Genomic DNA, 25,338 nt, shown 5'->3' with positions numbered 1-25,338 from the left:
GATTTTAAATTTCACAAAAATAAATAAATATTAAATATAAATAACAATATTTAATATTTTATCAGACAATTTAATGGATTAGTATTTTATTAATTTTAATCAAGGTTTATACGGCGCAAACTCCCATTGTCCAAGCCCCAAGCCCAAATCGAACACGTTCAGACGGCCTATTGCCACACGAACCAAGCGCAAACACGGAAAACCTGCTTTCGCCGTCATCCTTCGCACTTGGCGGTTTTTCCCTTCCGAAATTTTGATTTCCACCCAAAAATCAGGCACAGACTTGCGCACACGAATCGGCGGCACGCGCGGCCATAAAACATCCGCTTCTCCTTCTTCCAATACCCTGACTTCGGCCGGACGGGTGACAAAATCGCCCAAATCTACGCCACGGCGCAACAAATCCAATTTGGCTTCATCAGGAGAACCCTCCACCTGCGCCCAATAAGTTTTGACCTGCTTGAATTTCGGGTCGGCAATCTGCGCCTGCAAATGGCCATTATTGGTCAGCAGCAGCAAACCCTCGCTGTCCGTATCCAAACGTCCGGCCGGATAAAATCCCGGTTTCTCGACAAAATCCTTAAGGCATTGATGTTTTTCATGTGCAGAAAACTGGCAAATCACGCCATAAGGCTTGTTTAGAATAATCAAATCGTTCATTTCACACTTTCAGACGGCCTTGGATTTCAAGCAATTCCGGATAATAAAAAAGACACCGTATAAAACGGTGTCTTTCATATTTGGCGGAGTAAGAGGGATTCGAACCCTCGATGCAGGTTGACCCCACATGCTTCCTTAGCAGGGAAGTGCCTTCAGCCTCTCAGCCATTACTCCTAAGGAAGACCGCAATATACGCTTTCTGCCCTCCTTCGTCAAGCATTACCTCCCCAAACTTTCTTAACACCATGAAATCATTTAAATAAAAATATAATATTTTTTACATCATCCTATTTTTATACTTCTTTCATATATGTTAAAATGATTCTGTTTTCTGTAAACCTTTTTTCACACCCCTTATTACAAAGGAGTTCGTATGTTACGTTTTTCTGCTTTGGTTGCCGTATCCGCCCTGATGCTTGCCGCTTGCTCACAATCCGGCAATTCCCAACCATCTACTTCCTCCTCTCAAACTTCTACTCAAAAAACAACTGCCGCCGGCTCTGCCTGCCGCAGCATGGGTGAAGGCCATAAAGTCAATGGCAAAGGTCAAAACGACATTTATATGTGTAAAGTCGATGTAGCTTTGAACTCTGCCGAAGCTAAATCCGCTTTGGATCCTAGCATCCGCGTTCACTACGGCAGCACATCCGGCGCGACTTTGACTTCCCGTCAAATCTCCAACTCAGTCGGCAAAACCCCTGATGAAACCTGTCAACGCGCATTCTTGAGCGCAGTTAAACGCTTCCAAAGCACTGCACATCGCAAAAAAGCCAAATCCGTTCATCTGGTTAGCTACTTTGACAAAGTAACCAAAGGCGGTAACGAGTATGAATGCCACATCGCTACATTCAACAGCCGTGTGGTTTTGAAAGGCAGCTTCCACTAAGCAATGTCAAAAATGCCGGACTTCAATATGAAGTTTGGCATTTTTCTATTTTATGGATACGACACCCCTTCACTGCCTACTGGCCGATCCATCTTTTGCCGCCTGCTACGACCATGCGTCTCTAAACACAGCCGATTCACAACGTTTGGCTACCACGCCGCAACTGGCGCAGCGTCAAGACTGGCAAGTCAGCCGAGCGTTAAAACAGCAAACCGATTTACCGACTGTATCGCTGAGCCACAGTAAAGGCTTTGCCGCTTTATTGTGTGTGCCTCAGCCCTTAACAGCCGGTGTTGATATCGAATTTATCCGCCCGCGTGATTTTAAAGTGCTGTCGGCTTTGGTCTGCTCGCAGGAAGAACAAGACTATTTGGAAACGGCAAACTGGCCGTCTGAAACGTTTTACCGATTGTGGTGTTTCAAAGAAGCATTGATTAAAGCGGCAAATTTGGATTTTCCGTCAGACATGAAATCGGTCGGCTATGTTTTCGATTCAGGGCAACCCGTCGGTTTACGCACTGGAAAGCAAACCGATTGGTACGGCACAAGCGCGATTTTGGCGGATACGATGGCACTTGCCTGCGTTTGGAAGGGAAAAACCGTCGCCCTGCAATGGCAGTTTTTCGGCTCGCTCAAGCCCAATGATTTAACCGACCGGCAAACTATCTAACAACTGACAAACTAATAATAATCTGATTTAATTTACTGCACTTTTACTTATTCCACACACCAACAGCAGCATTTGCAAAAGGCCGTCTGAACGATGAATCTTCGCCTCCTAAACCGCCTCTATACTGCCCTTATCCTGTTTCTTACCCTGTTTTTGGTTTATGCCTTTGCTTCACAAACGCGTATCCAAACCGATTTGACCGCATTGTTGCCAAGCGAGCAGCAACCCGATGCCTTACTGACGGCCGCGGATAAAGCCGCAGAAGCGCAGCTCAATTCGCAAGTTATTTTGCTTGCAGGCAGTACCGATGCCGAAACTGCTTTTCAGACGGCCTCACAAATTGCCGACGCATGGCGCAAAAGCGGCGTATTTGAACAAGTCGACAGCAGTATGACGCCGAATTTGGACAAAGTGCGGGCGGATATGCAAAAACTGAGTTTGGCGGTTTTGCCGCAAGACGAAATACGCCTGCTGTTTGAGCAGCCGCAAACCTATTTTCAAGCGCGTGCAGAAGCCGCAGCCAATCCGTTTGCCGCCCCCTCACCTTTGTCTTTAGAACAAGACTGGTTGGGCTTCGGACGCTTTGTTGCCGACAAAGCCAATCCGCAAAGCCGTTTGCAGTGGGACATGGACAACGGCATGCTGTTTGCCGAAGACAAAGGCAAAACTTGGGTATTTTTGCGCGGACGGCTCGCCGGTGGCGATCAATTTTCCGGCAACGATGCCCTCTTGCCGCTGATGGCGCAAAGCCGTCAAATCGCTTCGGAAAACGGCGCGGAAACCTTAAGCGCAGGTGGCGCATTGTTCGCCGCCGTATCCAAAGCAGCCGCAGAAAAAGAAAGTCAGCTGATGAGCATGGTCGGACTTGGGCTGACCTTTGCGCTGCTTTTGTGGGTCTTCCGCAGCGGCCGGGTATTTTTGCTGTCCTTGCCGCTGGCAGCCGGTATGTTGACCGGATTGGCGGTCGCTTTATTGGTATTCAACGAAGTGCATATCCTGACCATCGTCATCGGCACCAGCTTGGTGGGTATGTTGGTGGATTTCCCGTTGCACTGGCTTGCTCCGTCGGTATTCGGGCCGTCTGAAAAGACCGTTTGGCAGGCTGAATCGGCAATGAAACATGTCTTACCGAGCTTTGCCGTCAGCCTGACGATTACCGTCTTGGGCTACGCGCTGCTGTGGTTCACCCCTTTGCCTGTATTGCGCCAAACCGCGGTATTTTCAGGATTCGCTTTATTTGGTGCGTTTGGTGCCACCGTTTTATGGCTGCCACCGCTGTTTCGCCGCTATCGAGCCAAAACCGTGCCTTTTGCCGCATTAACTGAAAAGCTCTATTCCTTGTCAGGCCGTCTGAAAAACCGCCTGCACAAACGCGGCTGGTTAATCGTAGGCGGAATTTTGCTGGCAGTCGGACTGTGGCGCAGCGACTGGCGTGACGACATCCGTCAATGGGTCAATATGCCGACCGCGATGTTGGCCGAGGTACAACAAATCGGCCAGTTGAGCGGCACGGATTTTGGCGGAAAATATTTGGTGGCCGAAGCACAAAGCGAAGATGCCCTATTGAAGAAAACCGCCGAACTCGGCCGCGCCCTGCAGCCCTTAATCGCGCAAGGCAAACTGTCCGGCATCCAATCGCCCGACCAATTCATCCTGCCGACAACGGAACAACAAAAACTACAAAACCGCCTGCGCGAATTGACCAAGTTGCCTGATAGCTGGAAACCGCTCACAGAAATCGGTATTCCGCGCAAAACCGTGCGCGATGCCCTGCTGCAAGCTGCCGATACGCAACCATTGTCGCTTTCAGACGGCCTGAATACCGATTTGGCAGAAGCTTGGCGTTCCTTATATTTGGGCGAAGTGGAACCAGGCCGTTTTGCTGCCGTCGTGCGTTTGAACGGCATGACTGATGAAGCTGCCGTACACGCCGTGGCGCAACATGTCCCCGGCGTACATTGGGCAGACAAGCGCGCCCACTTAAACGAGCTTTTCCACCACACACGCAATCAGGCCGCATGGTTGAAACTGGCTTCCTATGCGTTGGCATGGTTGCTCTTGTGGAAAATGTTTGGTTTCAAACGCGGCAGCAAAATCCTTGCCGTGCCGCTGGCCGCCGCCATCTGCACCGTTGCCGTACTCGGTTTGGCCGGGATTCCCGTCAGCCTGTTTGCCATGTTCGGCCTGCTTTTAGTGTCCGCCATCGGCGTGGACTATGCCGTCTATGCCGCCACTGCACATCACAGCGCGCCGGCAAAATTAGGCGGTATGCTGCTTGCCGCCGCGACGACAGCCATTTCCTTTGCCCTGCTCGCCATCAGCAGCACGCCCGCTGTTGCCGCGTTCGGCATGACGGTTACCATCGGCGTGGCATTCAATATTTGGCTGGCAGGCACATTGTTGAAAAATTAGACAAAAGATGAAGACGATTGAAATTAAGGCGATATTTTGTTTCAACTTCTATCGTCACGTTGTAAGAGGCCGTCTGAAAAACTTCAGACACTAGTTTAAACATTTTTTTATCATTAAAATCAAAGGTATTTTCAAATGTCCGTAGAATTTGACGTTGCCGTTATCGGCGCAGGCCCTTCAGGTTCGGTTGCTTCTGCTTTGCTGAACAAACAAGGCTTTAAAGTTTGCGTATTGGAAAAACAACATTTCCCGCGCTTTGTCATCGGCGAAAGCCTGTTGCCGCATTGCATGGAAATGTTGGAAGAAGCCGGTTTTGCCGATGCAGTGCATGCCGAGCCCAGCTTTCAATTTAAAGACGGCGCTGCGTTTTCATGGGGCAGCCGTTACACAGATTTCAACTTTACTGAAAAATTTTCAGACGGTCCCGGTACTATTTATCAAGTGCGCCGCGGCATCTTCGATAAAATCCTGATTGATGAAGCGGCAAAACAAGGCGTCGATGTCCGCTTCGGACATGGCGTAACCGCATTTGACAATAGTGGCGATATGGCACGTTTGAGCGTTGCAACCGATACAGGCGAAAACTATGAACTGACTGCCAAATTCGTTTTGGATGCCAGCGGTTACGGCCGTGTCCTGCCCCGCCTTTTGGACTTGGAAAGCCCGTCCGATCTGCCTCCGCGCCAAGCCCACTTCACGCATATCGACGATAACATCACCAGCCCGAAATTCGACCGCAACAAAATCCTGATCAACACGCATCCTGAACATCGCGATGTCTGGATTTGGCTGATTCCTTTCGGCGACAACCGCTGCTCCATCGGCGTTGTCGGCACACCCGACAAACTGGCCGGCGAATCAGAAGCCGTGTTGAAGAAATTTGTGTACGAATGCCCGATGCTGGCGGAAATTTTAGATAAAGCCGTTTGGGAAAACGACTTCCCGTTCCGCTCTATCCAAGGCTACTCTGCCAACGTAAAAACCTTATACGGCAAGCATTTCGCCCTTTTGGGCAACGCCGCCGAATTCCTCGACCCCGTCTTCTCCTCCGGCGTGACCATTGCCCTGCACTCTGCCAAACTGGCTGCCGATTTACTGGGCAAACAGCTCAAAGGCGAAACCGCTGATTGGCAAACCGAATTTGCCGATCAACTGATGATCGGCGTGAACGCATTCCGCACTTATGTAAACGGTTGGTACGATTTCCGCTTCCAAAATGCCATCTACGCGCCTAACCGCAGTCCTGAAATCAGCCGTATGATTTCATCTATTCTGGCAGGCTATGCTTGGGACACGAACAATCCATTCGTGGAAAAATCCGAGCAACGCTTGTCCACACTTGCCGCATTGGTGGGCGATTTGAAGGTAGAATAAGGATGAATGTCTTTCAGACGACCTAGACTGAAAACAGAACAGGCCGTCTGAAACTTCATCCACACCATTAAATATTTTGACCGATAGATAAAACCTTATGCGATTTATCCCTTTGCTTGCCGCACTGCTGCTTTCCGCATGTGCGACCTCGCTCCCCCATCCGCAAACGCTGCCGCCGCTTTCCAAAGAAGGTCAATGGTTCAAACTTGAGCAGACTAATGCGGCTGGGCAAACCGTTCAAACCAATCTCTTGGCAGTCGAGCCTCATTCAGACGGCATCCGCTTTGTCCAAACCGATGCACTGGGTGCGCCGGTATCGCGTCAATCGGTCAGCACCAAAGGCTGGAAAAATGACGGCTTTGTGATGCCAAATGCCAATTCGCGTCGACTGTTTGCCGCCCTGTTGCCGCTTTTGGCCGCCGAACAAGCCGCCACGCTTTACCCTGAAGCACGCCAACAAAATGCCACCCATCAAGGCTTCTGCCCTGACGGCAAAGGTGCGGTGTTCAGCTACCGCGAGCGTGATTTGTGGTGTGTCGCCCACCATTCCGAACAATTCCTTATCGGCTTCCCCGACCAAACTTTCTGGACGGTCAGCCCGATTGCAGAAGACTAATTCATGAATACTCCTGTTTATCTCAGCCGTCCGGCACTGACCAGCGCATTGGGCAGCGGCTTGCAAGTTCATGCCGATGCCTTACTCACGCCGTCTGAAAACACGCCCCTGACTTTTTCAGACCAATGGGTAAAAGGCAAAACGCATGCTTTCGGTGCGATCAAAGAAACCCTGATGCCTCTGCCCGACAGCATTCCCGAAGCGCATCGCAGCCGCAACAACCAGCTTATCCAGCACGCGCTTTCGCAAATAGACGGACTGATTCAGACGGCCATTGCCCGTTACGGCAAAGAAAGGATTGCTGTCGTGACCGGTACGTCCACCAGTGGTGCAGACGAAAATATCCCCTTGTTCCAACACGTTGTCCAAGGTGGTGAATGGACGGATGTTCCGTTCAAACAGCTGCAACACACCATGGCTTCGCCCTCCGAATTTATCGCCCAAGTTTACGGTTTGGACGGCTTGCGCTATACCGTCTCCACCGCCTGCACTTCCGGCGCACGCGCCCTCATCAGCGCAGCCCGGCTGCTTCGTGCCGGATTGTGTGATGCCGTAATTTGCGGCGGCGCAGATACGCTTTCTCCGCTGACGATTAATGGTTTTTCCTCTTTGGAAGTGCTTTCAGACGGCATCGCCAAGCCTTTTTCCGCCAACCGCAACGGCATCAATATCGGCGAAGCGGCCGCATTTTTCGTGATGACGCGCGATGCCGATTTTGACGGCGAAATGCAGTTGCTGGGCTACGGCGCAAGCAGCGATGCCTACCATATGTCTTCGCCCCGTCCCGACGGTTTGGGTGCAGCCCAATCTTTTCAGGCCGCTTTGGATAAAGCCGGCTTGAAAGCGGAAGACATCGGCTGGATCAATCTGCACGGCACCGGCACGCAGCATAACGACAGCATGGAAAGCCGAGCTGTTGCCGAAGTGTTTGGCAGCCACACCCTTTGCACGTCAACCAAGCCGTCCACCGGTCATACCTTGGGTGCAGCCGGTGCGATTGAAGCCGCATTTGCCTGGTTGATGGCCAACCGCCAATACAATCCGGAAGGCAAACTGCCGCCCCAACAATGGGACAACGTACCCGATTCCGAGCTGCCCAACATTGCTTTAACCGACAAAAACAGCCGCTGGCCGTCTGAAAAATGCATTGCCGCCAGCTCGTCATTTGCCTTCGGCGGAAGCAATGCCGTTTTGATTATCGGATAAGTCCTTATATTTAGGCTGTCTTTTCAGACGGCCTTTTTCTTTTCCGCAACTTAAAAAACAATAACATCAAAACAACAACCAAATCCGCCGAAATATGCCATAATAGGCTTAGCACATTTCTTCTCGCGATGTGCCCGAAAAGAAAAACTTAACCTACATAGAGAATAATCCCATGACTAAATCCACCATTATCTATACCTACACCGACGAAGCTCCTGCATTGGCCACTCAATCCCTGTTGCCAATCGTGCAGGCGTTTACCCGCTATGCCGATATTGATGTCAAAACCAGCGACATCTCTCTCTCCGGCCGTATTTTAGCGGCGTTTCCCGAATACCTGACCGAAGCGCAACGCGTACCTGATGCGCTTGCCGAATTGGGCGAACTGGTGAAACAACCCGATGCAAACGTGATCAAACTGCCGAACATCAGCGCGTCCGTACCTCAACTGACGGCCGCGATTAAAGAATTGCAGTCTAAAGGCTTTGCCGTTCCCGACTATCCTGCCGACCCTCAAACCGATGAAGAAAAAGCCGTACGCGAACGCTACGACCGCATCAAAGGCAGCGCGGTAAACCCTGTCCTGCGTGAAGGCAACTCCGACCGCCGCGCGCCTAAAGCAGTGAAAAACTTTGCGAAAAAACATCCGCACAGCATGGGCGCATGGACCAAAGATTCCAAAACCCATGTTGCCACCATGCAAAGCGGCGACTTTTTCCATAACGAACAATCCGTTACCGTACCCGATGCGACTTCCGTATCCATCGTGTTCACCGACAAACAAGGCAACAAAAAAGAGCTGCGCGAGCCTGTTGCCCTGAAAGCCGGCGAAATCATCGACGCGACCGTGATGAGCAAAAAAGCCCTGCTCGCCTTCCTTGCCGAACAAGTGAAAGACGCAAAAGCTAAAGGCGTATTGTTCTCGCTGCACATGAAAGCCACCATGATGAAAGTGTCCGACCCGATTATCTTCGGACACGCCGTCAAAGTATTCTTCGCGCCTGTATTTGAAAAATTCGGCGACAAACTGGCTGCCGCAGGCGTCAATGTCAACAACGGCTTCGGCAACCTGCTTGCCAATCTGGACAAACTGGATGCGGACACCCGCGCAGCCGTTGAAGCTGAAATCGCCGCCGTTTACGCCGCCAACCCTGATTTGGCTATGGTTGATTCCGACAAAGGCATCACCAACCTGCACGTTCCTAGCGATGTCATCGTCGATGCTTCTATGCCTGCGATGATTCGTAATTCCGGCCGTATGTGGGATAAAGACGGCAAAGCGCAAGACACCAAAGCCGTCATTCCGGACAGCAGCTATGCCGGCGTTTACCAAGCAACCATCGACTTCTGCCGCGAACACGGCGCGTTTGACCCGACAACCATGGGTACCGTTCCTAACGTCGGCCTGATGGCGCAAGCAGCCGAAGAATACGGTTCACACAACAAAACTTTCGAAATCGAAGCCGACGGCCAAGTTCAAGTCATTGATGCAGCAGGTAATGTCCTGATGCAACACGACGTTGAAGCCGGTGACATCTGGCGTATGTGCCAAACCAAAGACGCGCCCGTCAAAGACTGGGTACAACTCGCCGTCAACCGCGCCCGTCTGAGCAACACGCCAGCCGTGTTCTGGCTCGACGAAAACCGTCCGCACGATAAGAGCCTGCTCGCCAAGGTTAAAGCCTACCTTGCCGAACTGGATACCGACGGCCTCGACATCCGCGTCCTCGCTCCTGAAGAAGCCGCTAAATTCAGCTTAGGCCGTCTGAAAAACGGCGAAGACACCATCTCTGTAACCGGTAACGTCCTGCGCGACTACCTGACCGACTTGTTCCCAATTTTGGAACTGGGTACCAGCGCGAAAATGCTGTCTATCGTTCCATTGATGAATGGCGGCGGTATGTTTGAAACCGGCGCGGGCGGTTCTGCACCGAAACATGTTCAACAATTCCTCGAAGAAAACCACTTGCGTTGGGACTCTTTGGGCGAATTCCTCGCACTCGCCGTATCGTTTGAACATCTGGCACAAAAAACCGGCAACGCCAAAGCCCAAGTCCTCGCCGACACTTTGGATGCAGCCACCGAAAAACTGCTGTTGAACGACAAATCGCCTAAACGCAAAGCTGGCGAACTCGACAACCGCGGCAGCCATTTCTACCTCACCCTCTACTGGGCACAAGAATTGGCAGCGCAAGACAAAGATGCCGAACTGAAAGCCGCATTTGCTCCATTGGCAGCCGCTTTGACTGCCGACGAAGCCAAAATCGTTGAAGAACTCTCTGCCGTACAAGGCAAAGCGGTCGACATCGGCGGCTACTACGCAGCCAATCCTGAAAAAGCCGCACAAGCGATGCGTCCAAGCGCAACCTTTAATCAGGCCTTGTCAGCCTTATAATTAAAGTAACAAAAGGCCGTCTGAACTTTCAGACGGCCTCAAATCTTATGGAAGCACAATGAAAAAAACCATTCTTTCTCTTACTCTCCTCATCAGCGCTCCGGCTTTGTGGGCATTTTCCCCTGCCGAATTGGCACAAACCCTGCAAAAACCGCAAAACGTGCAAGGCAATTTTGTCCAACAACGCCAACTCAAATCCCTCAGCAAACCCATGACCACCAGCGGCAGCTTTACCCTTGTCCCACAAAAAGGCCTGCTCTGGAAAATGCAAAAACCATTTGAAACCACCCTACGCGTGCGTTCAGACGGCATCATGCAATGGAACGGCAGCCAATGGGTCAACCCAAATGCCAGCAAGCTCAACGGCCAAAGCCGCCAAATCAAACTCTTCCTCGACCTTTTGGGCGGCAATACCCAAGGTTTGGAAAAACAATTTGATTTGAAATTAAACGGCAACGAGAAAAAATGGACGTTGACCCTGACTCCGAAAACCACCATTACCCGTCAAATCTTCAACCGTATCGAAATCAACGGCGATACGCTGGTGCGTAAAATCGAATTGGACGAAAAGCAGGGCGACAAAACCACCATGCAGTTCAACCAAATCCAAACCGATAAAGCTCTGGACAGCTTCAGCCGTACTGCCCTCTAAATTGTCTATCCCAACAAAAGGCCGTCTGAAAATAGATTTCAGACGGCCTTTTGTATTAATCGGCTGAAGGCTGCTGCCCTTTTCGTTCCGCCTTTCTGGCTTCGCGAATGGCTTTGAGTTCGGCCTCTTTCTGTCTGGCTTTTTTCAGCCAAGCCTCCCATTGGTTTGGCGTTTCCAGCGTGATTCTGCCGATTTTGCCTTCTCGGAAATCGGTCAGGATATTTTCAGCGGCCTTTTGATAGTTGACCCGTCCGCCGCTCAAAACCGCTCCGCGCTTCTTGGCAATCCACTCCAGCCAAGAAGTATCGTCCCAATGGCTGCTTGGATCTTTGTCGGCTTGATAGCGCTCTTGCAACAGGGCCAGATAATGGCGGCGGAGGTAATCCAAAAGCTCAAGCGCCACCTCTTCTTCGTCCAGCGCGTTGCGTCCGACTGCACCGCCGGCCGCAAGGTTGTATCCGCCTTCTTCGACGATAATTCTTGGCCACAACATACCGGGGGTATCGTAAAGCCAGAAATCGTCGGCAAGGAAAAGGCGCTGTTCGGCTTTGGTAATACCGGGTTCGTTACCGGTTTTGGCAGATTTTTTGCCGATCATGCCGTTAATCAAGGTGGATTTGCCAACGTTTGGGATACCGCAAATCAGGACACGCAGCGGCTTCTCAATACCTTGACGATGCGGAATCATGGCGCGGCAGGCTTGGGTAATTTTGCCATGAGCGCCGGTTTCGGAAGAATCAAGCGCAATGGCGCGGGTATCTTGGCGGCTGTTGTAGTGTTCAAGCCAAACTTTGGTACGCTCGGGATCAGCAAGATCTTGCTTGTTTAAGATTTTGAGTTTTGGCTTGCCTTTGGACAACTGGGCAAGCAAGGGGTTTTCGCTGGAAGCAGGCATACGCGCGTCCAACATCTCAATCACCATATCAACGCTTTTAATGCGTTCGGCAATGGCTTTTTTTGCCTTGTTCATGTGGCCGGGAAACCATTGGATAGCCATGTCTTTTTATTCTTTCTATTCGTATCTGAGGCCGTCTGAAAAATCATTGTTTTTCAGACGGCCTCGGTATTGGGATAATCGGTCAATCAGGATTTAGAGGTTGCCATGCTCGTAGCTGTAATAACCTGCCTCATCCATACACTGCTCAAAAGTTTTGGATGTATTGCCACGTTTGGTTCCATTTTGAACTTGTGATTTGCAGGTATTGATTTGGCGAGAAACTTCAGCTTCGCTCGCTCCGGTACGGTGCCAACGGTAAGCAGTGACAGGCTCTGTCGCGCAGGCGGTCAAGATAAGCAGGGATAATGCAGTCAGACTGATTTTTTTCATGGTTTCTTCCTTTGAGGCCGTCTGAAACGGCAAGTTAGCGTCCTGCCAAGCTTTGAGCCTGACGATGGCGGACAAGGAGTTCGTAACGGCCCTTGAGGCGTTCGGCCAATTTTTCCACAACATAAACGGAGCGGTGCTGACCGCCGGTACAACCGATGGCAATCGTTACATAACTGCGGCTCTCTTGTTGCAAGCGCGGCAACCAGCGGCTAATAAAATGGTCGATGTCATCAACCATTTCTTGAGCCAACGGCTGCTGGCCCAAATAATCTTGAATAGGCTTATCCATGCCGGTAAAGGGGCGTAATTCCGGATCGTAATACGGATTGGGCAGGCTGCGCATATCAAACATAAAGTCGGCATTGTTGGGGACGCCGTATTTGAAACCAAAGGATTCAAGAATGACCAGCAAACCGACACGTTCAATATTGAGCCATTGTTGTACGGCATAACGCAGCTGCTGCGCATTCATTTTGGACGTATCGATGCAATATGCGATGTCTCTAAGTGGGAAGAGCCACTCGCGTTCTTTTTGCAGGCTTTCCAACAAAGTCAGGTTTTGACCGGACAAAGGGTGTCCGCGACGGGTTTCTGAGAAGCGACGAACCAAAACGCCCTCTTCTGCTTCAATAAAGAGGACTTCAACTTGATGCCCTTCATTACGCAAATATTGGATTTGCTCTTGCGCTTCCTGAATATTGATACCGGAACGGATATCAACGCTGACACCGAGTTTGGTTTCATCGGCACGTTCGATATGGAGCGAGACCAACGACGGAAGCATTTCCAAAGGAAGGTTATCGACACAGTAATAGCCCAAATCTTCAAGCTGCTTGAGGGCTACGGATTTTCCTGAGCCGGATAAGCCGCTAATCAGGACGATTTTCATGGTTTTGTTCGTTTTCTTTGAGTTGTGTTTGATGGCGTTCGAGGAATTCTTTGGTGCTGTCCTTACCGCGCAATTGAAGGATGTAATTGCGCACTGCAGCTTCAACCAATACTGCTAAGTTTCGACCGATTGCAACAGGCAGGGTAACGGAACGGATGCTGACGTTGAGGATAGATTCAGTTTCGGTACGGATGCTCAATCGATCGAGTTGTTTCATGTATCCGTCGTCGGCCGGAACCAAATTGATAATCAGCTGGAGGGTTTTTTTCGGACGGATGGAGGTTTCGCCAAAAATATGGCGGATATTGAGTATGCCCAAGCCGCGTACTTCGAGGAAATCACGCAGCATCGGCGGGCAACGACCTTCCAGCATTTCCGGACCGGTACGGAAAAGTTCGACTGCATCATCGGCAATCAGGCTGTGGCCGCGCGAAATCAGCTCCAATGCCAATTCACTCTTACCCAAGCCGGATTGCCCGGTAATGAGTACGCCCACTTCAAATACATCCAAAAATACGCCGTGCTTGATGGTGGAAGTCGCCAATGTACGTTGCAGATAAATCCGCAAAACGTCCATCAGGTGCGGACTTTCCTGTTTAGAAGTCAGCAAGGGGATACTGTTGGTATGGCAATAATCGCGCAATTTGGGCGAAACCGGCAAGCCGTTGGCGACGATAACCAAAGACATGGGGATGTCGAAAAGCTCGCCGAAATCATAGTTGAGTTCGCCCGATTCCAGACGGCGTAAATATTCGGCTTCGGCTACGCCGACAACTTGAATTTGGTTGGGATGGATAAAGTTTAAGTGGCCGACCAAGGCCAAGACGGGTTTATCGGCTTCGACACCGATACGGTTGTCCGCGCCGGAATTGCCGGCAGCCCAAGCAAGTTCGAGTTTGTGCTGATTGTCGGAAAACAGGCGGCGGACGGATATGCTGGGCATGAATTACTCTTCGGTCAGGAGTGTGCGTACTTCTTCGGCAGAAGTCGCGGCCATCAATGCTTCACGGATGGCTTTTTGAGAGAATCTGCCGGCCAGTTTGGACAAGACTTCCAAATGTTCGCCGGTAGCGTTTTCAGGCACAAGCAGGATGAAAATCAGGGAGACGGGTTTACCGTCAGGCGCATCAAAGGCAACCGGCTCTTTGGTGCGGATAAACGCACCGGTGGCTTTTTTCACGCATGCGTGACGACCGTGAGGAATCGCCACCCCCTGCCCCAAACCGGTCGAACCAAGTTTTTCACGGGCAAACAGGCAGTCGAACACATTGGTATTCGGTAATTCTGCTTCATTCTCCAGCAGCTGTGCAGCCTCTTCAAACAGACGCTTTTTGCTGCTGACTTCCAAATCCAAAACGATATGGGACAAAGGTAAAATTTCGCCGATCAGGCTCATGTGTATCTCTTTTAAATGTCGCAAAACAATGGGATTGTACCGATTGTCGGTGCAAATCTCAATCCTGAAGGCGTAATTTACACTCGCCCTGCTAACATTTTCCATGTTGTTTTTGATATTTTTTAACGAGCTAAAAATAATCCAACTGTTTGCTTATATTGAATTTAAAGTAAAAATTCTATCATTAGACAAACTATGATTCAAATAAAAAGGGGTATGTCCGGCATACCCCTTTTCCCTTCCTTTTCAGACGGCCTCAACCTAGTTTTTTAAAACAATTTGGAAACCAAAAACAACCAGAAATAATGGCAGACCAATCCGCAAAACCACGCCAAGCCGATGCGGTTGTTGGCCAAAAACGTTTGGAAGCACAACTGACGGTCGCGAGTACGGATGGCCGCATATTGTTGGCACTGCCAATACGCGGTTATCGGCAATACCAGCCAATACGGCCAAGTTGCGCCGATTTTGATACCCAACACTACCATCAATACCGTAAACCAAAAATGGCAAAGCATGGTTGCGCTAATGTCGTGTTCGCCAAATGTGATTGCCGAAGTTTTAATGCCGATTTTCAAATCATCTTCTTTGTCCGCCATGGCATAAATCGTGTCGTAAGCCAGCGTCCATAAGGCATTGGCGGTAAACATCAGCCATGCTTCGGGAGGCACTCGGCCTTGCACGGCGGCAAAGGCCATGGGAATGCCGAACGAAAATGCCAGCCCCAAATAAAACTGCGGCAATGGGAAAAAGCGTTTGGTAAAAGGATATGTAACGGCCAGGAACAAGGCCGGAAGGCTCATCAGCCAAGTAAAACGGTTGAGCGGTACCAAGCATAAAGCGGCCATCAGACACAGCATGACAGTCAAAAGCAGCGCTTCAGTTTTGGAAACCAAGCCTTTGGCAAACGGGCGGTTTTTGGTGCGCTCTACTGCACCGTCAAAATTGCGGTCGGCAAAGTCATTCACGACGCAACCTGCGCTGCGCATCAGAAATGTACCTGCGGTAAAGGCAATAAAAATATCCGCGTCGGGAACACCTTTAGACGCAATCCACAATGCCCAATAAGTCGGCCACAGCAAAAGCAGGGTGCCGATGGGTTTGTCGATGCGCATCAGTTTGGCGTATATCACCATCCGTCCGACAGCGTAACGCGGTAAAAATTGTAGGAAAAAGCGCCGTATGTTCATTGGTGTAATGTGTCGTTGTATATGTATTGATGCTGAATGAAAGGCATTTTAGAGCCTTAGCTCTTATTATAATTTATTGCCGTCTAAAATCAAACAAATCTTAACAATTTAATTTATTGTATTATAACAGAATTATGACAAACATCGGTAATCGGTTTTATTTTCAGACAGCCTTATCGGTATAAATCCATTAATTTCAATAAGAAATATTCTGTTAATTCCAATGTTTCGCCGTTCCAATCGAAATACGAGCGGCGCGCGGTAACAGGCCGTCTGAAAGATGGATGGTCGGAATCTTCAAAACGAAGAAACTCAAAATCCGAACGTTTCAACGGCAATGTACCGTCAAACAGGCGCTCGCCCAAAGGCTGCGTTCCGCAATCCAATAATTCTGTCCATAGACGACTATCCGGTCTGCACGCGCTTCTAGCTTGTATCACTGTTTCGCCGTCCAGTTTCAGCAAAACATCGCGCACAAAGATTTCGTCTCCGTTTTCTGCTCCCTTCGTCAAACCCAAATACACGGGCTCGACTGAAAAATCCTTGCCGGATGCGCGCAGAGCGGCGGTTAGCGAAGAAACAGTCAGTAGATGTTCGGCCTTAGACGGCAAAAGACTTGAAGCTTCGGCATGTGAACAAAGCGTGCCACGCGGTATATCAAGCTCCATCTGACACCCCTGTCTTGGCCAACTCCTGCCATTTGGCTTCGGGAAACTCATCTTTCAGACGGCCTTTAAGATATTCCAAAGTATCGCCGGCAACGGTTTCATCTTTGCTGTCGTGAATATGGTTGAAAATCAAGCTGTACAGGCTGATGCCGTATTGTTTGAGCGCGGTGAAGCTGAGCAGGGTGTGGTTGATACTGCCGAGCCGTCCGCTGGTAACGAGGATGACGGGATAATCTTGTTGCTGAATATAATCAATGGTTAATAGATTTTCCGTCAGCGGAACCATCAATCCACCCGCGCCTTCGACCAAGACGATTTCGTATTGCGTCGCCAACTCTTGAGTGGTGGTACGGATTTTGTCCAAATCCAAAGCCCTGCCGCCAAGACGGGCGGCGAGATGGGGCGAGGCGGGATAGCTGAAGATTTCGGGCATGGTCAGCCCTTGCTTGTCGGCTTCCTGCATGGGTATGCCCATGATTTTACGGTGGACGGCGATATCTTCAGCGATGTCTTGGCAACCAGTTTGCACAGGCTTTTGCGTGATTACGCTTTTGCCTTGCTGCAATAATTGTTTTGCCAACATGCCGGTGGCGACGGTTTTGCCAATGTCCGTATCAATGCCGCTGACGAAGTAAACGCCTTTCATTTGTTGTGTTCCTTCAAAATGTGCACGGTTTTGTCGGCAAGTTCGGTTAAGAGGCCGTCTGAAATAATGTAAGGCGGCATGAGGTACACCAGCCTGCCGAATGGACGCACCCAAATGCCCTGCATCACGCAATCCGCTTGAAAACGCGCCATATCCACACCTTTTTCCAGCTCGATCACCCCGATAGCACCCAAAACGCGCACGTCTTTCACGCCGCGAATGTCCCATGCAGCTTTCAAACGGCCTTTTAAGATGCTTTCGATGCGGCGGATATTTGCCTGCCAATCTTGGGACAAAAGCAGTTTGACCGAAGCGCAGGCAACGGCACACGCCAGCGGGTTTGCCATAAATGTCGGGCCGTGCATGAACACACCCGCTTCGCCGCGCGAAATTGTTTCGGTAACTTTTTGCGAAGTGATTGCCGCCGCCAGCGTCATATAGCCGCCGCTCAAGCCCTTGCCGATACACATAATATCCGGCACGACCTCCGCGTGTTCGCAGGCAAACATCTTGCCCGTGCGCCCGAATCCGGTGGCAATTTCGTCAAAAATCAACACGATATCAAATTCGTCGCATAAATCGCGCAATCCGCGAAGATATTGCGGATGATAAAAATACATGCCGCCCGCGCCCTGCACGACCGGTTCCAAAATAAAGGCGGCAATATCCGCATGATGTGCTTCAAACAAGGCGCGGACAGGCTGCAAATCCGCCCCGTCCCATTCATCGTCGAAACGGCTTTTCGGATTATCGACAAAATAACGCTGCGGCAGAGCGCTGCCGAAAATATGGTGCATCCCCGTTTCCGGATCGCAGACCGACATCGCGTTCCAAGTATCGCCGTGATACCCGCGCCGTACCGTCGTAATATTCTGCTTCGCGGTCAAACCCCGCGCCTGCTGGTATTGCACTGCCATCTTCAACGCGACTTCTACCGAAACCGAACCCGAATCCGCATAAAAAATACGGTCCAGCCCCTGCGGCAAAATCCCGACCAACAATTTGCCTAGCTCCACCGCAGGCTCATGCGTCAAACCGCCGAACATCACATGCGACATCTGCTTAATCTGTGCCTCAACTGCCTGATTCAAAACGGGATGATTGTAGCCGTGTATCGCACACCACCAAGACGACATCCCGTCAATCAGCCGCGTGCCGTCCGCCAATTCGATGTGTACACCTTCCGCTCGGCGCACCGGATAAACAGGCAATGGGTCGGTCATGGAAGTATAGGGATGGAGCAGATGGGTACGGTCGAAATCGAGCAGGGAGGAATGTTCAGACATGTTGAAAACAATGGTTTGATCAGTTTCATTATTATATAACATATTTACCTTTTCAGACGGCACGTCTTCCGTACTGCATCAACGCCAATCCGCTCACCGCCGCCAAACAGCCGACAACCAAGGAAACATGCAATGCCTCGCCCAAAAACCAAGCGGAACACAAAATGCCGAATACCGGCACCAAAGTGATGTACGCCGCCGCGCTGCCGGCACCCAAAGTCTTTACGCCTTCAAAATACCACGCATAGCTCAAGACCGTTGCCCCGACAGACAACCCAATCAAAGCAAACCAGCCCCTGCCGTCCATTTCGGCAAGCATACCAAACGGCAGGCCGTCTGAAATCAGCGCAGGCGGCAGCAACATCATTGCACCCAGCCAAGCGGTAGCCACGGTGACCGTCAGCGCATCAATCCCCTGCAACACCGCCCTACCTATCATCGTATAAGTAACCAAGCAGCAAAGGCTGAAAAACACCAGCACTTCGCCCCACCCTATGCCGCCGCCCGACAAAAATGCCGCAATCTCGCCATGCGTGACCGCCCATATCGAGCCTGCCACTGCCAACAACATGCCCGACACAATCTTGCCGTTGAGCTTCTCGCCAAACAGCAAAGCCGCAAAAAACATCGTCAACACAGGATTGAACGTGACCAACACCGTCGCCCTTGAAGCAGGAATCCGCTGCAAACCCAGCATAGACAACACAGTAAAACCAAATACGCCGAATGCCGCCGCCAGTGCCAATCCAAGCCATTGTTTGCGCGACAAAACTGCCAAAGTACGCAATCGATACCGTGCAAACAGCCAGCCCAAAAGCAAGATTGCCGCCGTCAAAAAGCGCAGCATACCGCCCGTTAAAGGCGGCAACGCCTGTCCCAGCATCCGCCCCATCGGCCAAGATGCGCCCCAAAACGCCGCCATGCCCAATAGTTTTAGATGGATTGCTAAATGTTTCATGGTGATGGATAACTTGAATAATCGGTTTAGAAAGCGTACAAGCTCGGTTTGGAAGGATAAATTTCCTTAGCCGCCGATACTTAATAGAGTTTGCGCGGATAAAATACTACGCTAATCATTACGGAAACAAAGGCCGTCTGAAAGACTGAAATCCAGCTTTTTCAGACGGCCTTTGCTGCTCAATCAATAAGGCTTACAACTCAATGCCTTTGAGTTTCGCCACGGTATTAATGTCTTTATCGCCACGACCAGAGAGGTTGACCAAAATCACTTGGTCTTTGCTCATTTTAGGCGCGTTTTTCACCGCCCAAGCAACGGCATGGCTGGACTCCAGCGCAGGAATAATGCCCTCAAAACGGCAGAGCAAATCAAAGGCTTCAAGTGCTTCGTCGTCTTTGGCAACGGTGTATTCCACACGGTTGATGTCGTTCAAATGGCTGTGTTCCGGGCCGATGCCTGGGTAGTCCAATCCTGCGGAAACAGAGTGCGTACCCAAAACTTGGCCGTTTTCGTCCTGCATCAAATAGCTGCGGAAACCGTGCAATACGCCGATAGGGGCTTTGCTGGTAATCGGTGCGGCGTGATCGGGCGTATCCACACCCAAACCGCCTGCTTCTACGCCGACCAAACGTACGTTTTCTTCTTCGATATAGGGATGGAACAAACCGATGGCGTTCGAGCCGCCGCCTACGCAGGCAACGGCAACATCAGGTTGGCGGCCGATGGCTTCCAACATTTGCTCTTTGGCTTCATTGCCGATCACGCATTGGAAATCGCGTACCATTTCAGGATACGGCGCAGGGCCTGCGGCAGTGCCGATGATGTAGAACGTATCATCCACACGCGCCACCCATTCGCGCATGGCTTCGTTCATCGCGTCTTTCAATGTACGGCTGCCGCTGTCAACACTGACCACGTTCGCACCAAGCAGCTTCATACGGAACACATTCGGCATTTGACGTTGGATGTCGTCTGCACCCATGTACACGTCGCAAGTCATGCCGAAGCGTGCGGCAACAGTTGCCGAAGCCACGCCGTGCTGACCCGCACCGGTTTCGGCAATCACGCGTTTTTTGCCCATGCGGCGGGCGAGCAGAGCCTGACCGATGGTGTTGTTGACTTTGTGCGCGCCGGTGTGGTTCAAATCTTCACGCTTCAGCCAGATTTGTGCGCCACCCAAATGCTCAGACAATCGCGCGGCATGGTAAACAGGGCTGGGACGGCCGACATAGTGTTTCAAATCATGGCGGAACTCTTCCCAAAATGAAGGATCTTCTTTCGCTGCTTTATAGGCTTCTGCCAATTCTTGCAAAGCAGGAATCAGGGTTTCGGAAACGTACAGGCCGCCGTGTTCGCCGAAAAAGCCGTTCTCGTCGGGAGCGTAATAATTTTTCATGGGATTTTTCCTTGTTCGTTTTATGGTTTCAGACGGCCTGATTCAGTACAAGGCCGTCTGAAAGTAAAATTGTCAGCAATTATAGCCGTTTTCCATTCATCTTGTCGGCAACTAATTGAATAATAATATCAGCAGACAAAATAGGAATAACAGCGTACAGCTCGATGTTGCAATCAATGCCGTACCTAACGGCGGCGCGATATGTTTTTCTTCGTTTTTGCTTCTCAGGCATAGTTTTAATGCCAACATCCCCAGCCACAGTGCCAGCAACCACCAACCTAGAAAGTTAAGCACAAGCAAAGCAATAATCAACTCATTGGTATTTATAGTGCTTATGTTCAAAAATATCCAATTAAGGCCGTTAACAGACATAATGACTGCAGATATTTGTATCACATACAAAAGCGTTCCGCCCAGCAATACCTTTATATGCCATTGTTTGGCCTTCAGCCACACTGAGACGACATTAAAAAGCCACCACAAAGCCATAAACGTCATTAAAGAAATTTCATAACGGTCCATCACCCTACTCCTGAAAAACAGTCAATCCAGCCGTTTCAAAAAAAGCCCGATATGCCGCCGCTTTTTTCGCCAAACTCAACGGATAGGCACGCGAAGTCGAAGGTAGGCGCGTCAGGGTCAACTCACGTCCAGCATAGGGGAACAGTACTGTTTCACCGGTCTTCGGCATTTTCATGCCGCTGCCTTGAATCTCCAACAAAACTTCGGTTGCCTTGCAGCCAGTGGTGCAAAGATGGCGGCACTCGGGCATTTGTGCCAATACTGCCGCTAAATCGACGGTTTCTATCACTTTTAAAAACTTATCCGAAGCATTACCATGTTCGCGTATTGCCTTCAACACGGTCGGACAGGATGCAATCCCCTTCTCACTCAAAAACGCTTTGATTTTATCGGCATCAAACGCCTTTTCGCCCTGCTTTTGAAAATGCGTCGCATCACCAAAAAACACCAACCCATACACACGCCACATATCGTTTTGAAAATTCGGATAATGAAACTGCATCGCGTGTTTTTCTTCTTTAGGCGGAAACGTCCCCATCATCATGACTGTTGCCTGCGGTGGCAACAAGGCTGCAAAGGGGTGGGACTCGACGATTGGCTCTTGCATATCTGTATTCCGGTTGTTTTTCATTCAAACAAAATTTCAGACGGCCTTTACTGCCTGAATAAACGCCGCCATTTTATCCCTGCTCTTAACCCCACCGGAGATTTCTACGCCGCCGGACACATCTACCGCCGCAGCGCCACTGATTTTTACCGCTTCGGCAACGTTTTCCGCAGTCAATCCTCCGGCAAGTATCCACGGTTTGCCGATATTGCCGTGCAACATGGTCCAATCGAAACTTTGTCCCGTACCGCCGTATTCGGTCGGATGATAAGCATCAAACAGCAAGGCGCGGGCATTCGGAAATTTGGCACAGGCCGTCTGAATATCGGCAGCTGACTGTACACGCACGGCCTTCAAATACGGGCGGTCAAACCGACGGCAAAAATCATCGTCTTCATCGCCGTGAAACTGAATCACATCTATCGGCACCTGACACAAAATCTTACGGATGGTTTGCTCGTTTTCATTCACAAACAAGGCCACCACCGATACAAACGGCGGCAGGTTTTTCACAACCGCCTGCGCCTGCTCAATATTCACTGCCCGTTTGCTCTTGGCGTAAAACACCAGCCCGATGGCATCCGCGCCCAATTCGGCCGCGGCCAGCGCGTCTTCAGGTCGGGTAATACCGCAAATTTTGGTGCGTATGGTGTTCATGGGGATTGCCTTTTTAAACAGATGGGTCGGATATTATATAGTTAACAAACACAAAGTTTAAGGCCGTCTGAACATGAAATATCAGGTTCAGACGGCCTTAAACTTTAAAACAACCATCAGCCGATATTACTAATAACTTTGTGATTATTCCCCTATTTCTAAACTGCCTATTTTTTCATCACGATTAATTTATTCTTTATTATCAAATATCAAACCAACCTATCCACAATTGGATTCACACAAAATTTGGATAACGCCCGTCAATAAAAAATATTAAGGCCGTCTGAAAAGTCTTTCAGACGGCCTTTTATCCTTTTTACTCAAACGGTTTCTTCTGCCAATAAAACTTATCCTTTTTCAAACGGCCTTGAAATATATCGCCCTGTCCCAAAGCAAACACCAACGCGCCTGACAAATCCGTTCTCAACAAAGTAATGCCGTGCGCGCGGACACGATTTTGTACGGCAACGGTCGGATGTTTGTAGGCATTGGCATAGCCGCTGGATGCCACGGCATATTGCGGCGAAACCGTATGCAGAAAGCTGCCCGACGAAGCCGTGCTGCTGCCGTGATGGCCCAATACCAACACTTGGCTATACAGCGCATTGCCGTATTTCTCAATCAAACCGGCCTCGCCCTTCACGCCTAAATCGCCGGTTATCAACAAGGCTTTGCCGTTTGCCACGACACGCAATACGCAGCTTTGGTCGTTATCTTCCTTGCCCGTATTTTCAGACGGCCTGAGCAACTCAAAATCTACGCCGTCCCATTGCCATTTGTCTTCTTGGCAAAACTCTGCATTCGGATAAAACTCAGGTTGTCCGGCAAGCAATTTATCGGTACCGACAGCCGCTACACTTTGAAAACCACCGTCATGATCAATATCATGGTGCGACAAAATCAGGCTGTCCAAACGGCGCACACCCATAGCATTCAAACTCGGCACAATACCTGTTTGCGCCACTTGCTCCGTTCCTGTATCAAACAAAAGATTGCGGTTGCGCGTTTGCACCAACACCGACAAACCTTGTCCTGCATCCATCACCGTAACTCTTGCCATCCCTTCCTCCAGCTTGGCAGGACGGTAAAACACAAAACCCAATAAAACCAGACATGCCCAAGGTTTCAAGCCCATTCCTTTGGGCAGCAATAACAGCAAAGCCGCCATCATCGCCAACACCAGCGAAGGCACAGGCGCCGCTGCGACGGCAAATTCAGGCGATACCGTAGCCAGCCATACCAAACCGCGTAAAGTATATTCCGCCAAAAATGCCGCTACCAACTGAACAAGTTCAAACGGAAAAACCGAACCCAGCAAAGCCAACGGCGTCAACACCCAAGAAAACCAAGGAATAGCCAGCGCATTAACCAACGGACTGAGCAAAGGTAACGAAGCAAACAAATAGCCCAGCAATACCACCGACAACACCGTTGCCGCCCATTGCCCCCGTACAGCCAAACGCCAGCCCGACTCTTTCAGACGACCTGATGAAGCCCAAATCAAAGCAGCAACCAAGCCGAAAGACAACCAAGTTCCCACGCCCAATACTGCCAACGGGTCCAACAGCAAAACAACGGCCAAGGCCTGCCACCACGCCGTCCAGCCCGAGCCGCCACTGCCGCGCCACCATGCCCACGCAAACGCAGCCAACATCAACACACTGCGTTGCGTCGGTACAGAAAAACCGGCCAAAAGCGCATAAAACAAAGCACCAGCAAAACCGCCAGCCAATATCCACACACGCGGTTTTGCCGGAATCCACGGCAAATAACGGAAAATTCGCTTAATCAGCCAGGCAAACAATACCGCCACCATCGTCACATGCAAGCCCGAAATGCTGACCAAGTGCGTCAACCCCAAAGGACGGAATGCCTGCCACAAAGGCGGCCGCAACGCCGATTGCTCGCCAATACTCAAAGCACGCATCAGCCCTATGCCGTCTGAAAACTCAGGATATTTGTCCGCCGTTCTCTGCCAACTCCGGCTTACCGCATCACGCATATCAGCCAAACCAAAACCACCACCTTGCCGCACGAGTTTCCTGTCGCGCCCCAAAGTACCCATGCCATCGATACCATTGGCCAAAGCCCATGTTTCACGGTTCAAACCGCGCACATTCACTTCACCGATTACCGGCCTTACCCGAGCCGATACAGACCACCTGCTGCCCACCACCCAATCGCGCCGCTGATAATCCGACAACATCAAATCAAAAACCTGCCCACGCTCATCCCAAGCCCTTGCCGCAAACTGCACGCGCCGACCATCATCACGCGGCATATCCGCCACTTCAACCATCAAAACTTTAGCCGCAGCCTCCCCCACAGGCCATTGACCAGCCAAAACCAGCCCAGTCCGCCACACACCAAACGCCATGCCCACGCAAACAGCCAGCACCAACCAAGCCACAGCAAATCTTCGACACAACGCAAGCGCGCCAATAATTACAGCCAACCAAACCCACCATGGCGGCACAAACGGCAACGCAAACGAAAGCACTACCCCAACCACCCAAGCAGGCAACACAAACCACCACGCCATGAACGTTTTCCCTTAAATTATGATTATTAGATATGTAATAATAAATGCTTTTAGTATATTATGACAAATACCAACCAGCGTTAACTGATAAAAAGAGAGGTTCAAATCATTTCAAAACTGATAGACGCAAAAAAGCGCAATCCGAAACAGATTGCGCTTTTTTATAAACTGGCACGCCCACGGGGAATCGAACCCCGGTTACCGCCGTGAAAGGGCGATGTCCTAACCGCTAGACGATGGGCGCGGAGATTTTCTGTGGCGCACCCGGAGCGATTCGAACGCCCGACCCTCTGGTTCGTAGCCAGATACTCTATCCAACTGAGCTACGGGTGCATCAAGAAAGATTTGAATTATAGAGAGTGGGCTGTTTCCTGTCAAGCGTT

Annotated in this window: 24 protein-coding genes and 3 tRNA genes; 8 read left to right on the top strand and 19 right to left on the bottom strand. The window is 50.5% G+C overall.

The window, feature by feature from the left end:
• Positions 1-99 precede the first annotated feature (99 nt).
• Together O3681_RS00540 and O3681_RS00535 are read right to left on the bottom strand one after the other, a co-directional pair.
• Entirely contained in the window at positions 100-660 is a 561-nt protein-coding gene (locus O3681_RS00540; RefSeq protein ID WP_371459036.1) for a pseudouridine synthase, read from the bottom strand.
• A gap of 81 nt (positions 661-741) precedes the next feature.
• Positions 742-834: transfer RNA gene (locus O3681_RS00535), tRNA-Ser, on the bottom strand.
• 199 nt (positions 835-1,033) lie between these two features.
• Between O3681_RS00535 and O3681_RS00530 the strand changes: the two genes are divergently transcribed.
• The 8 genes from O3681_RS00530 (at position 1,034) to O3681_RS00495 (ending at position 10,871) form a co-directional block, all read left to right on the top strand.
• On the top strand, positions 1,034-1,546 hold the full coding sequence (locus O3681_RS00530; RefSeq protein WP_223168965.1) for a hypothetical protein: 513 nt from the start codon (positions 1,034-1,036) through the stop codon (positions 1,544-1,546).
• Between the two features lie 52 nt (positions 1,547-1,598).
• The gene (locus O3681_RS00525) at positions 1,599-2,216 is read left to right on the top strand and encodes a 4'-phosphopantetheinyl transferase superfamily protein (RefSeq protein ID WP_371459035.1); all 618 of its coding nucleotides are present in this window, start codon (positions 1,599-1,601) and stop codon (positions 2,214-2,216) included.
• Between the two features lie 93 nt (positions 2,217-2,309).
• The gene (locus tag O3681_RS00520) at positions 2,310-4,628 is read left to right on the top strand and encodes an MMPL family transporter (protein WP_371459034.1); all 2,319 of its coding nucleotides are present in this window, start codon (positions 2,310-2,312) and stop codon (positions 4,626-4,628) included.
• Positions 4,629-4,763: 135 nt separating this feature from the next.
• Positions 4,764-6,002, top strand: coding sequence for an NAD(P)/FAD-dependent oxidoreductase (locus O3681_RS00515; RefSeq protein WP_371459033.1), 1,239 nt, complete (start codon positions 4,764-4,766; stop codon positions 6,000-6,002).
• Positions 6,003-6,099: 97 nt separating this feature from the next.
• Entirely contained in the window at positions 6,100-6,618 is a 519-nt protein-coding gene (locus O3681_RS00510; RefSeq protein WP_283121906.1) for a hypothetical protein, read from the top strand.
• 3 nt (positions 6,619-6,621) lie between these two features.
• Positions 6,622-7,824 carry a beta-ketoacyl-ACP synthase gene (locus O3681_RS00505; RefSeq protein ID WP_371459032.1) on the top strand — a complete coding sequence of 401 codons (1,203 nt, stop codon included), beginning with the start codon at positions 6,622-6,624 and terminating at the stop codon, positions 7,822-7,824.
• A gap of 172 nt (positions 7,825-7,996) precedes the next feature.
• Positions 7,997-10,219, top strand: a complete 2,223-nt coding sequence (locus O3681_RS00500) for an NADP-dependent isocitrate dehydrogenase (RefSeq protein ID WP_371459031.1) — start codon at positions 7,997-7,999, stop codon at positions 10,217-10,219.
• A 58-nt stretch (positions 10,220-10,277) separates the two neighbouring features.
• Positions 10,278-10,871: an outer membrane lipoprotein carrier protein LolA gene (locus O3681_RS00495; RefSeq protein WP_371459030.1), complete on the top strand. Its 594-nt coding sequence runs from the start codon at positions 10,278-10,280 to the stop codon at positions 10,869-10,871.
• A gap of 55 nt (positions 10,872-10,926) precedes the next feature.
• On the opposite strand, the gene ylqF is transcribed toward O3681_RS00495, so the two are convergent.
• From ylqF to O3681_RS00410, 17 genes are all read right to left on the bottom strand, one after another.
• Entirely contained in the window at positions 10,927-11,868 is a 942-nt protein-coding gene (ylqF, locus tag O3681_RS00490) for a ribosome biogenesis GTPase YlqF (RefSeq protein ID WP_371459029.1), read from the bottom strand.
• Positions 11,869-11,961: 93 nt separating this feature from the next.
• Positions 11,962-12,198 carry a lipoprotein gene (locus O3681_RS00485; protein ID WP_003684875.1) on the bottom strand — a complete coding sequence of 79 codons (237 nt, stop codon included), beginning with the start codon at positions 12,196-12,198 and terminating at the stop codon, positions 11,962-11,964.
• Positions 12,199-12,232: 34 nt separating this feature from the next.
• Positions 12,233-13,087 (bottom strand): RNase adapter RapZ, encoded by an 855-nt coding sequence (gene rapZ / locus O3681_RS00480; RefSeq protein ID WP_314597451.1) that lies wholly within the window; start codon positions 13,085-13,087, stop codon positions 12,233-12,235.
• A complete protein-coding gene (gene hprK, locus O3681_RS00475) occupies positions 13,068-14,030 on the bottom strand; it encodes an HPr(Ser) kinase/phosphatase (RefSeq protein WP_371459028.1) in 963 nt (320 codons plus the stop codon). The genes rapZ and hprK overlap by 20 nt, the downstream gene beginning before the upstream one ends.
• Before the next feature lie 3 nt (positions 14,031-14,033).
• Entirely contained in the window at positions 14,034-14,483 is a 450-nt protein-coding gene (ptsN, locus tag O3681_RS00470; protein WP_039862228.1) for a PTS IIA-like nitrogen regulatory protein PtsN, read from the bottom strand.
• A 269-nt stretch (positions 14,484-14,752) separates the two neighbouring features.
• Entirely contained in the window at positions 14,753-15,673 is a 921-nt protein-coding gene (ubiA, locus tag O3681_RS00465; protein ID WP_107723013.1) for a 4-hydroxybenzoate octaprenyltransferase, read from the bottom strand.
• 173 nt (positions 15,674-15,846) lie between these two features.
• Positions 15,847-16,341 (bottom strand): chorismate lyase, encoded by a 495-nt coding sequence (locus O3681_RS00460; RefSeq protein WP_107723012.1) that lies wholly within the window; start codon positions 16,339-16,341, stop codon positions 15,847-15,849.
• Positions 16,331-16,987: a dethiobiotin synthase gene (gene bioD / locus O3681_RS00455; protein WP_107723011.1), complete on the bottom strand. Its 657-nt coding sequence runs from the start codon at positions 16,985-16,987 to the stop codon at positions 16,331-16,333. The genes O3681_RS00460 and bioD overlap by 11 nt, the downstream gene beginning before the upstream one ends.
• Positions 16,984-18,273 (bottom strand): adenosylmethionine--8-amino-7-oxononanoate transaminase, encoded by a 1,290-nt coding sequence (gene bioA / locus O3681_RS00450; protein ID WP_107723653.1) that lies wholly within the window; start codon positions 18,271-18,273, stop codon positions 16,984-16,986. Before bioA ends, bioD begins: the two co-directional genes overlap by 4 nt.
• Positions 18,274-18,325: 52 nt before the next feature.
• The gene (locus O3681_RS00445; protein WP_107723010.1) at positions 18,326-19,231 is read right to left on the bottom strand and encodes a DMT family transporter; all 906 of its coding nucleotides are present in this window, start codon (positions 19,229-19,231) and stop codon (positions 18,326-18,328) included.
• Positions 19,232-19,424: 193 nt separating this feature from the next.
• Complete coding sequence (gene trpB, locus O3681_RS00440) at positions 19,425-20,627, bottom strand: tryptophan synthase subunit beta (RefSeq protein WP_308186805.1); 1,203 nt, start codon at positions 20,625-20,627, stop codon at positions 19,425-19,427.
• A 111-nt stretch (positions 20,628-20,738) separates the two neighbouring features.
• A complete protein-coding gene (locus tag O3681_RS00435) occupies positions 20,739-21,149 on the bottom strand; it encodes a hypothetical protein (RefSeq protein ID WP_371459027.1) in 411 nt (136 codons plus the stop codon).
• Positions 21,150-21,153: 4 nt separating this feature from the next.
• Entirely contained in the window at positions 21,154-21,756 is a 603-nt protein-coding gene (locus tag O3681_RS00430; RefSeq protein WP_371459026.1) for a DNA glycosylase, read from the bottom strand.
• A gap of 36 nt (positions 21,757-21,792) precedes the next feature.
• Positions 21,793-22,413 (bottom strand): phosphoribosylanthranilate isomerase, encoded by a 621-nt coding sequence (locus tag O3681_RS00425; protein WP_107723008.1) that lies wholly within the window; start codon positions 22,411-22,413, stop codon positions 21,793-21,795.
• Between the two features lie 316 nt (positions 22,414-22,729).
• The gene (locus O3681_RS00420) at positions 22,730-24,955 is read right to left on the bottom strand and encodes a DNA internalization-related competence protein ComEC/Rec2 (protein WP_371459025.1); all 2,226 of its coding nucleotides are present in this window, start codon (positions 24,953-24,955) and stop codon (positions 22,730-22,732) included.
• Between the two features lie 169 nt (positions 24,956-25,124).
• Positions 25,125-25,199, bottom strand: a tRNA-Glu gene (locus tag O3681_RS00415).
• Between the two features lie 12 nt (positions 25,200-25,211).
• Positions 25,212-25,288, bottom strand: a tRNA-Arg gene (locus O3681_RS00410).
• Positions 25,289-25,338: the final 50 nt, after the last annotated feature.

It is taken from the genome of Neisseria sp. 27098_8_158 (assembly GCF_041433145.1).
GTDB classification, from domain to species: domain Bacteria; phylum Pseudomonadota; class Gammaproteobacteria; order Burkholderiales; family Neisseriaceae; genus Neisseria; species Neisseria subflava_E.
The sequence above is the reverse complement of the archived record's forward strand: the minus strand, read 5'-3'. Positions and strand labels throughout refer to the sequence as shown.

Coding starts and splice junctions, on each gene's coding strand:
- O3681_RS00500 (WP_371459031.1), top strand. CDS start 7,997: ATGACTAAATCCACCATTATCTATACCTACACCGACGAAGCTCCTGCA.
- O3681_RS00445 (WP_107723010.1), bottom strand. CDS start 19,231: ATGAAACATTTAGCAATCCATCTAAAACTATTGGGCATGGCGGCGTTT.
- rapZ (WP_314597451.1), bottom strand. CDS start 13,087: ATGAAAATCGTCCTGATTAGCGGCTTATCCGGCTCAGGAAAATCCGTA.
- O3681_RS00525 (WP_371459035.1), top strand. CDS start 1,599: ATGGATACGACACCCCTTCACTGCCTACTGGCCGATCCATCTTTTGCC.
- O3681_RS00435 (WP_371459027.1), bottom strand. CDS start 21,149: ATGGACCGTTATGAAATTTCTTTAATGACGTTTATGGCTTTGTGGTGG.
- O3681_RS00510 (WP_283121906.1), top strand. CDS start 6,100: ATGCGATTTATCCCTTTGCTTGCCGCACTGCTGCTTTCCGCATGTGCG.
- ptsN (WP_039862228.1), bottom strand. CDS start 14,483: ATGAGCCTGATCGGCGAAATTTTACCTTTGTCCCATATCGTTTTGGAT.
- O3681_RS00485 (WP_003684875.1), bottom strand. CDS start 12,198: ATGAAAAAAATCAGTCTGACTGCATTATCCCTGCTTATCTTGACCGCC.
- hprK (WP_371459028.1), bottom strand. CDS start 14,030: ATGCCCAGCATATCCGTCCGCCGCCTGTTTTCCGACAATCAGCACAAA.
- O3681_RS00505 (WP_371459032.1), top strand. CDS start 6,622: ATGAATACTCCTGTTTATCTCAGCCGTCCGGCACTGACCAGCGCATTG.
- bioA (WP_107723653.1), bottom strand. CDS start 18,273: ATGTCTGAACATTCCTCCCTGCTCGATTTCGACCGTACCCATCTGCTC.
- O3681_RS00420 (WP_371459025.1), bottom strand. CDS start 24,955: ATGGCGTGGTGGTTTGTGTTGCCTGCTTGGGTGGTTGGGGTAGTGCTT.
- O3681_RS00430 (WP_371459026.1), bottom strand. CDS start 21,756: ATGCAAGAGCCAATCGTCGAGTCCCACCCCTTTGCAGCCTTGTTGCCA.
- O3681_RS00530 (WP_223168965.1), top strand. CDS start 1,034: ATGTTACGTTTTTCTGCTTTGGTTGCCGTATCCGCCCTGATGCTTGCC.
- O3681_RS00495 (WP_371459030.1), top strand. CDS start 10,278: ATGAAAAAAACCATTCTTTCTCTTACTCTCCTCATCAGCGCTCCGGCT.
- O3681_RS00520 (WP_371459034.1), top strand. CDS start 2,310: ATGAATCTTCGCCTCCTAAACCGCCTCTATACTGCCCTTATCCTGTTT.
- bioD (WP_107723011.1), bottom strand. CDS start 16,987: ATGAAAGGCGTTTACTTCGTCAGCGGCATTGATACGGACATTGGCAAA.
- O3681_RS00460 (WP_107723012.1), bottom strand. CDS start 16,341: ATGGAGCTTGATATACCGCGTGGCACGCTTTGTTCACATGCCGAAGCT.
- O3681_RS00540 (WP_371459036.1), bottom strand. CDS start 660: ATGAACGATTTGATTATTCTAAACAAGCCTTATGGCGTGATTTGCCAG.
- ubiA (WP_107723013.1), bottom strand. CDS start 15,673: ATGAACATACGGCGCTTTTTCCTACAATTTTTACCGCGTTACGCTGTC.
- ylqF (WP_371459029.1), bottom strand. CDS start 11,868: ATGGCTATCCAATGGTTTCCCGGCCACATGAACAAGGCAAAAAAAGCC.
- O3681_RS00515 (WP_371459033.1), top strand. CDS start 4,764: ATGTCCGTAGAATTTGACGTTGCCGTTATCGGCGCAGGCCCTTCAGGT.
- trpB (WP_308186805.1), bottom strand. CDS start 20,627: ATGAAAAATTATTACGCTCCCGACGAGAACGGCTTTTTCGGCGAACAC.
- O3681_RS00425 (WP_107723008.1), bottom strand. CDS start 22,413: ATGAACACCATACGCACCAAAATTTGCGGTATTACCCGACCTGAAGAC.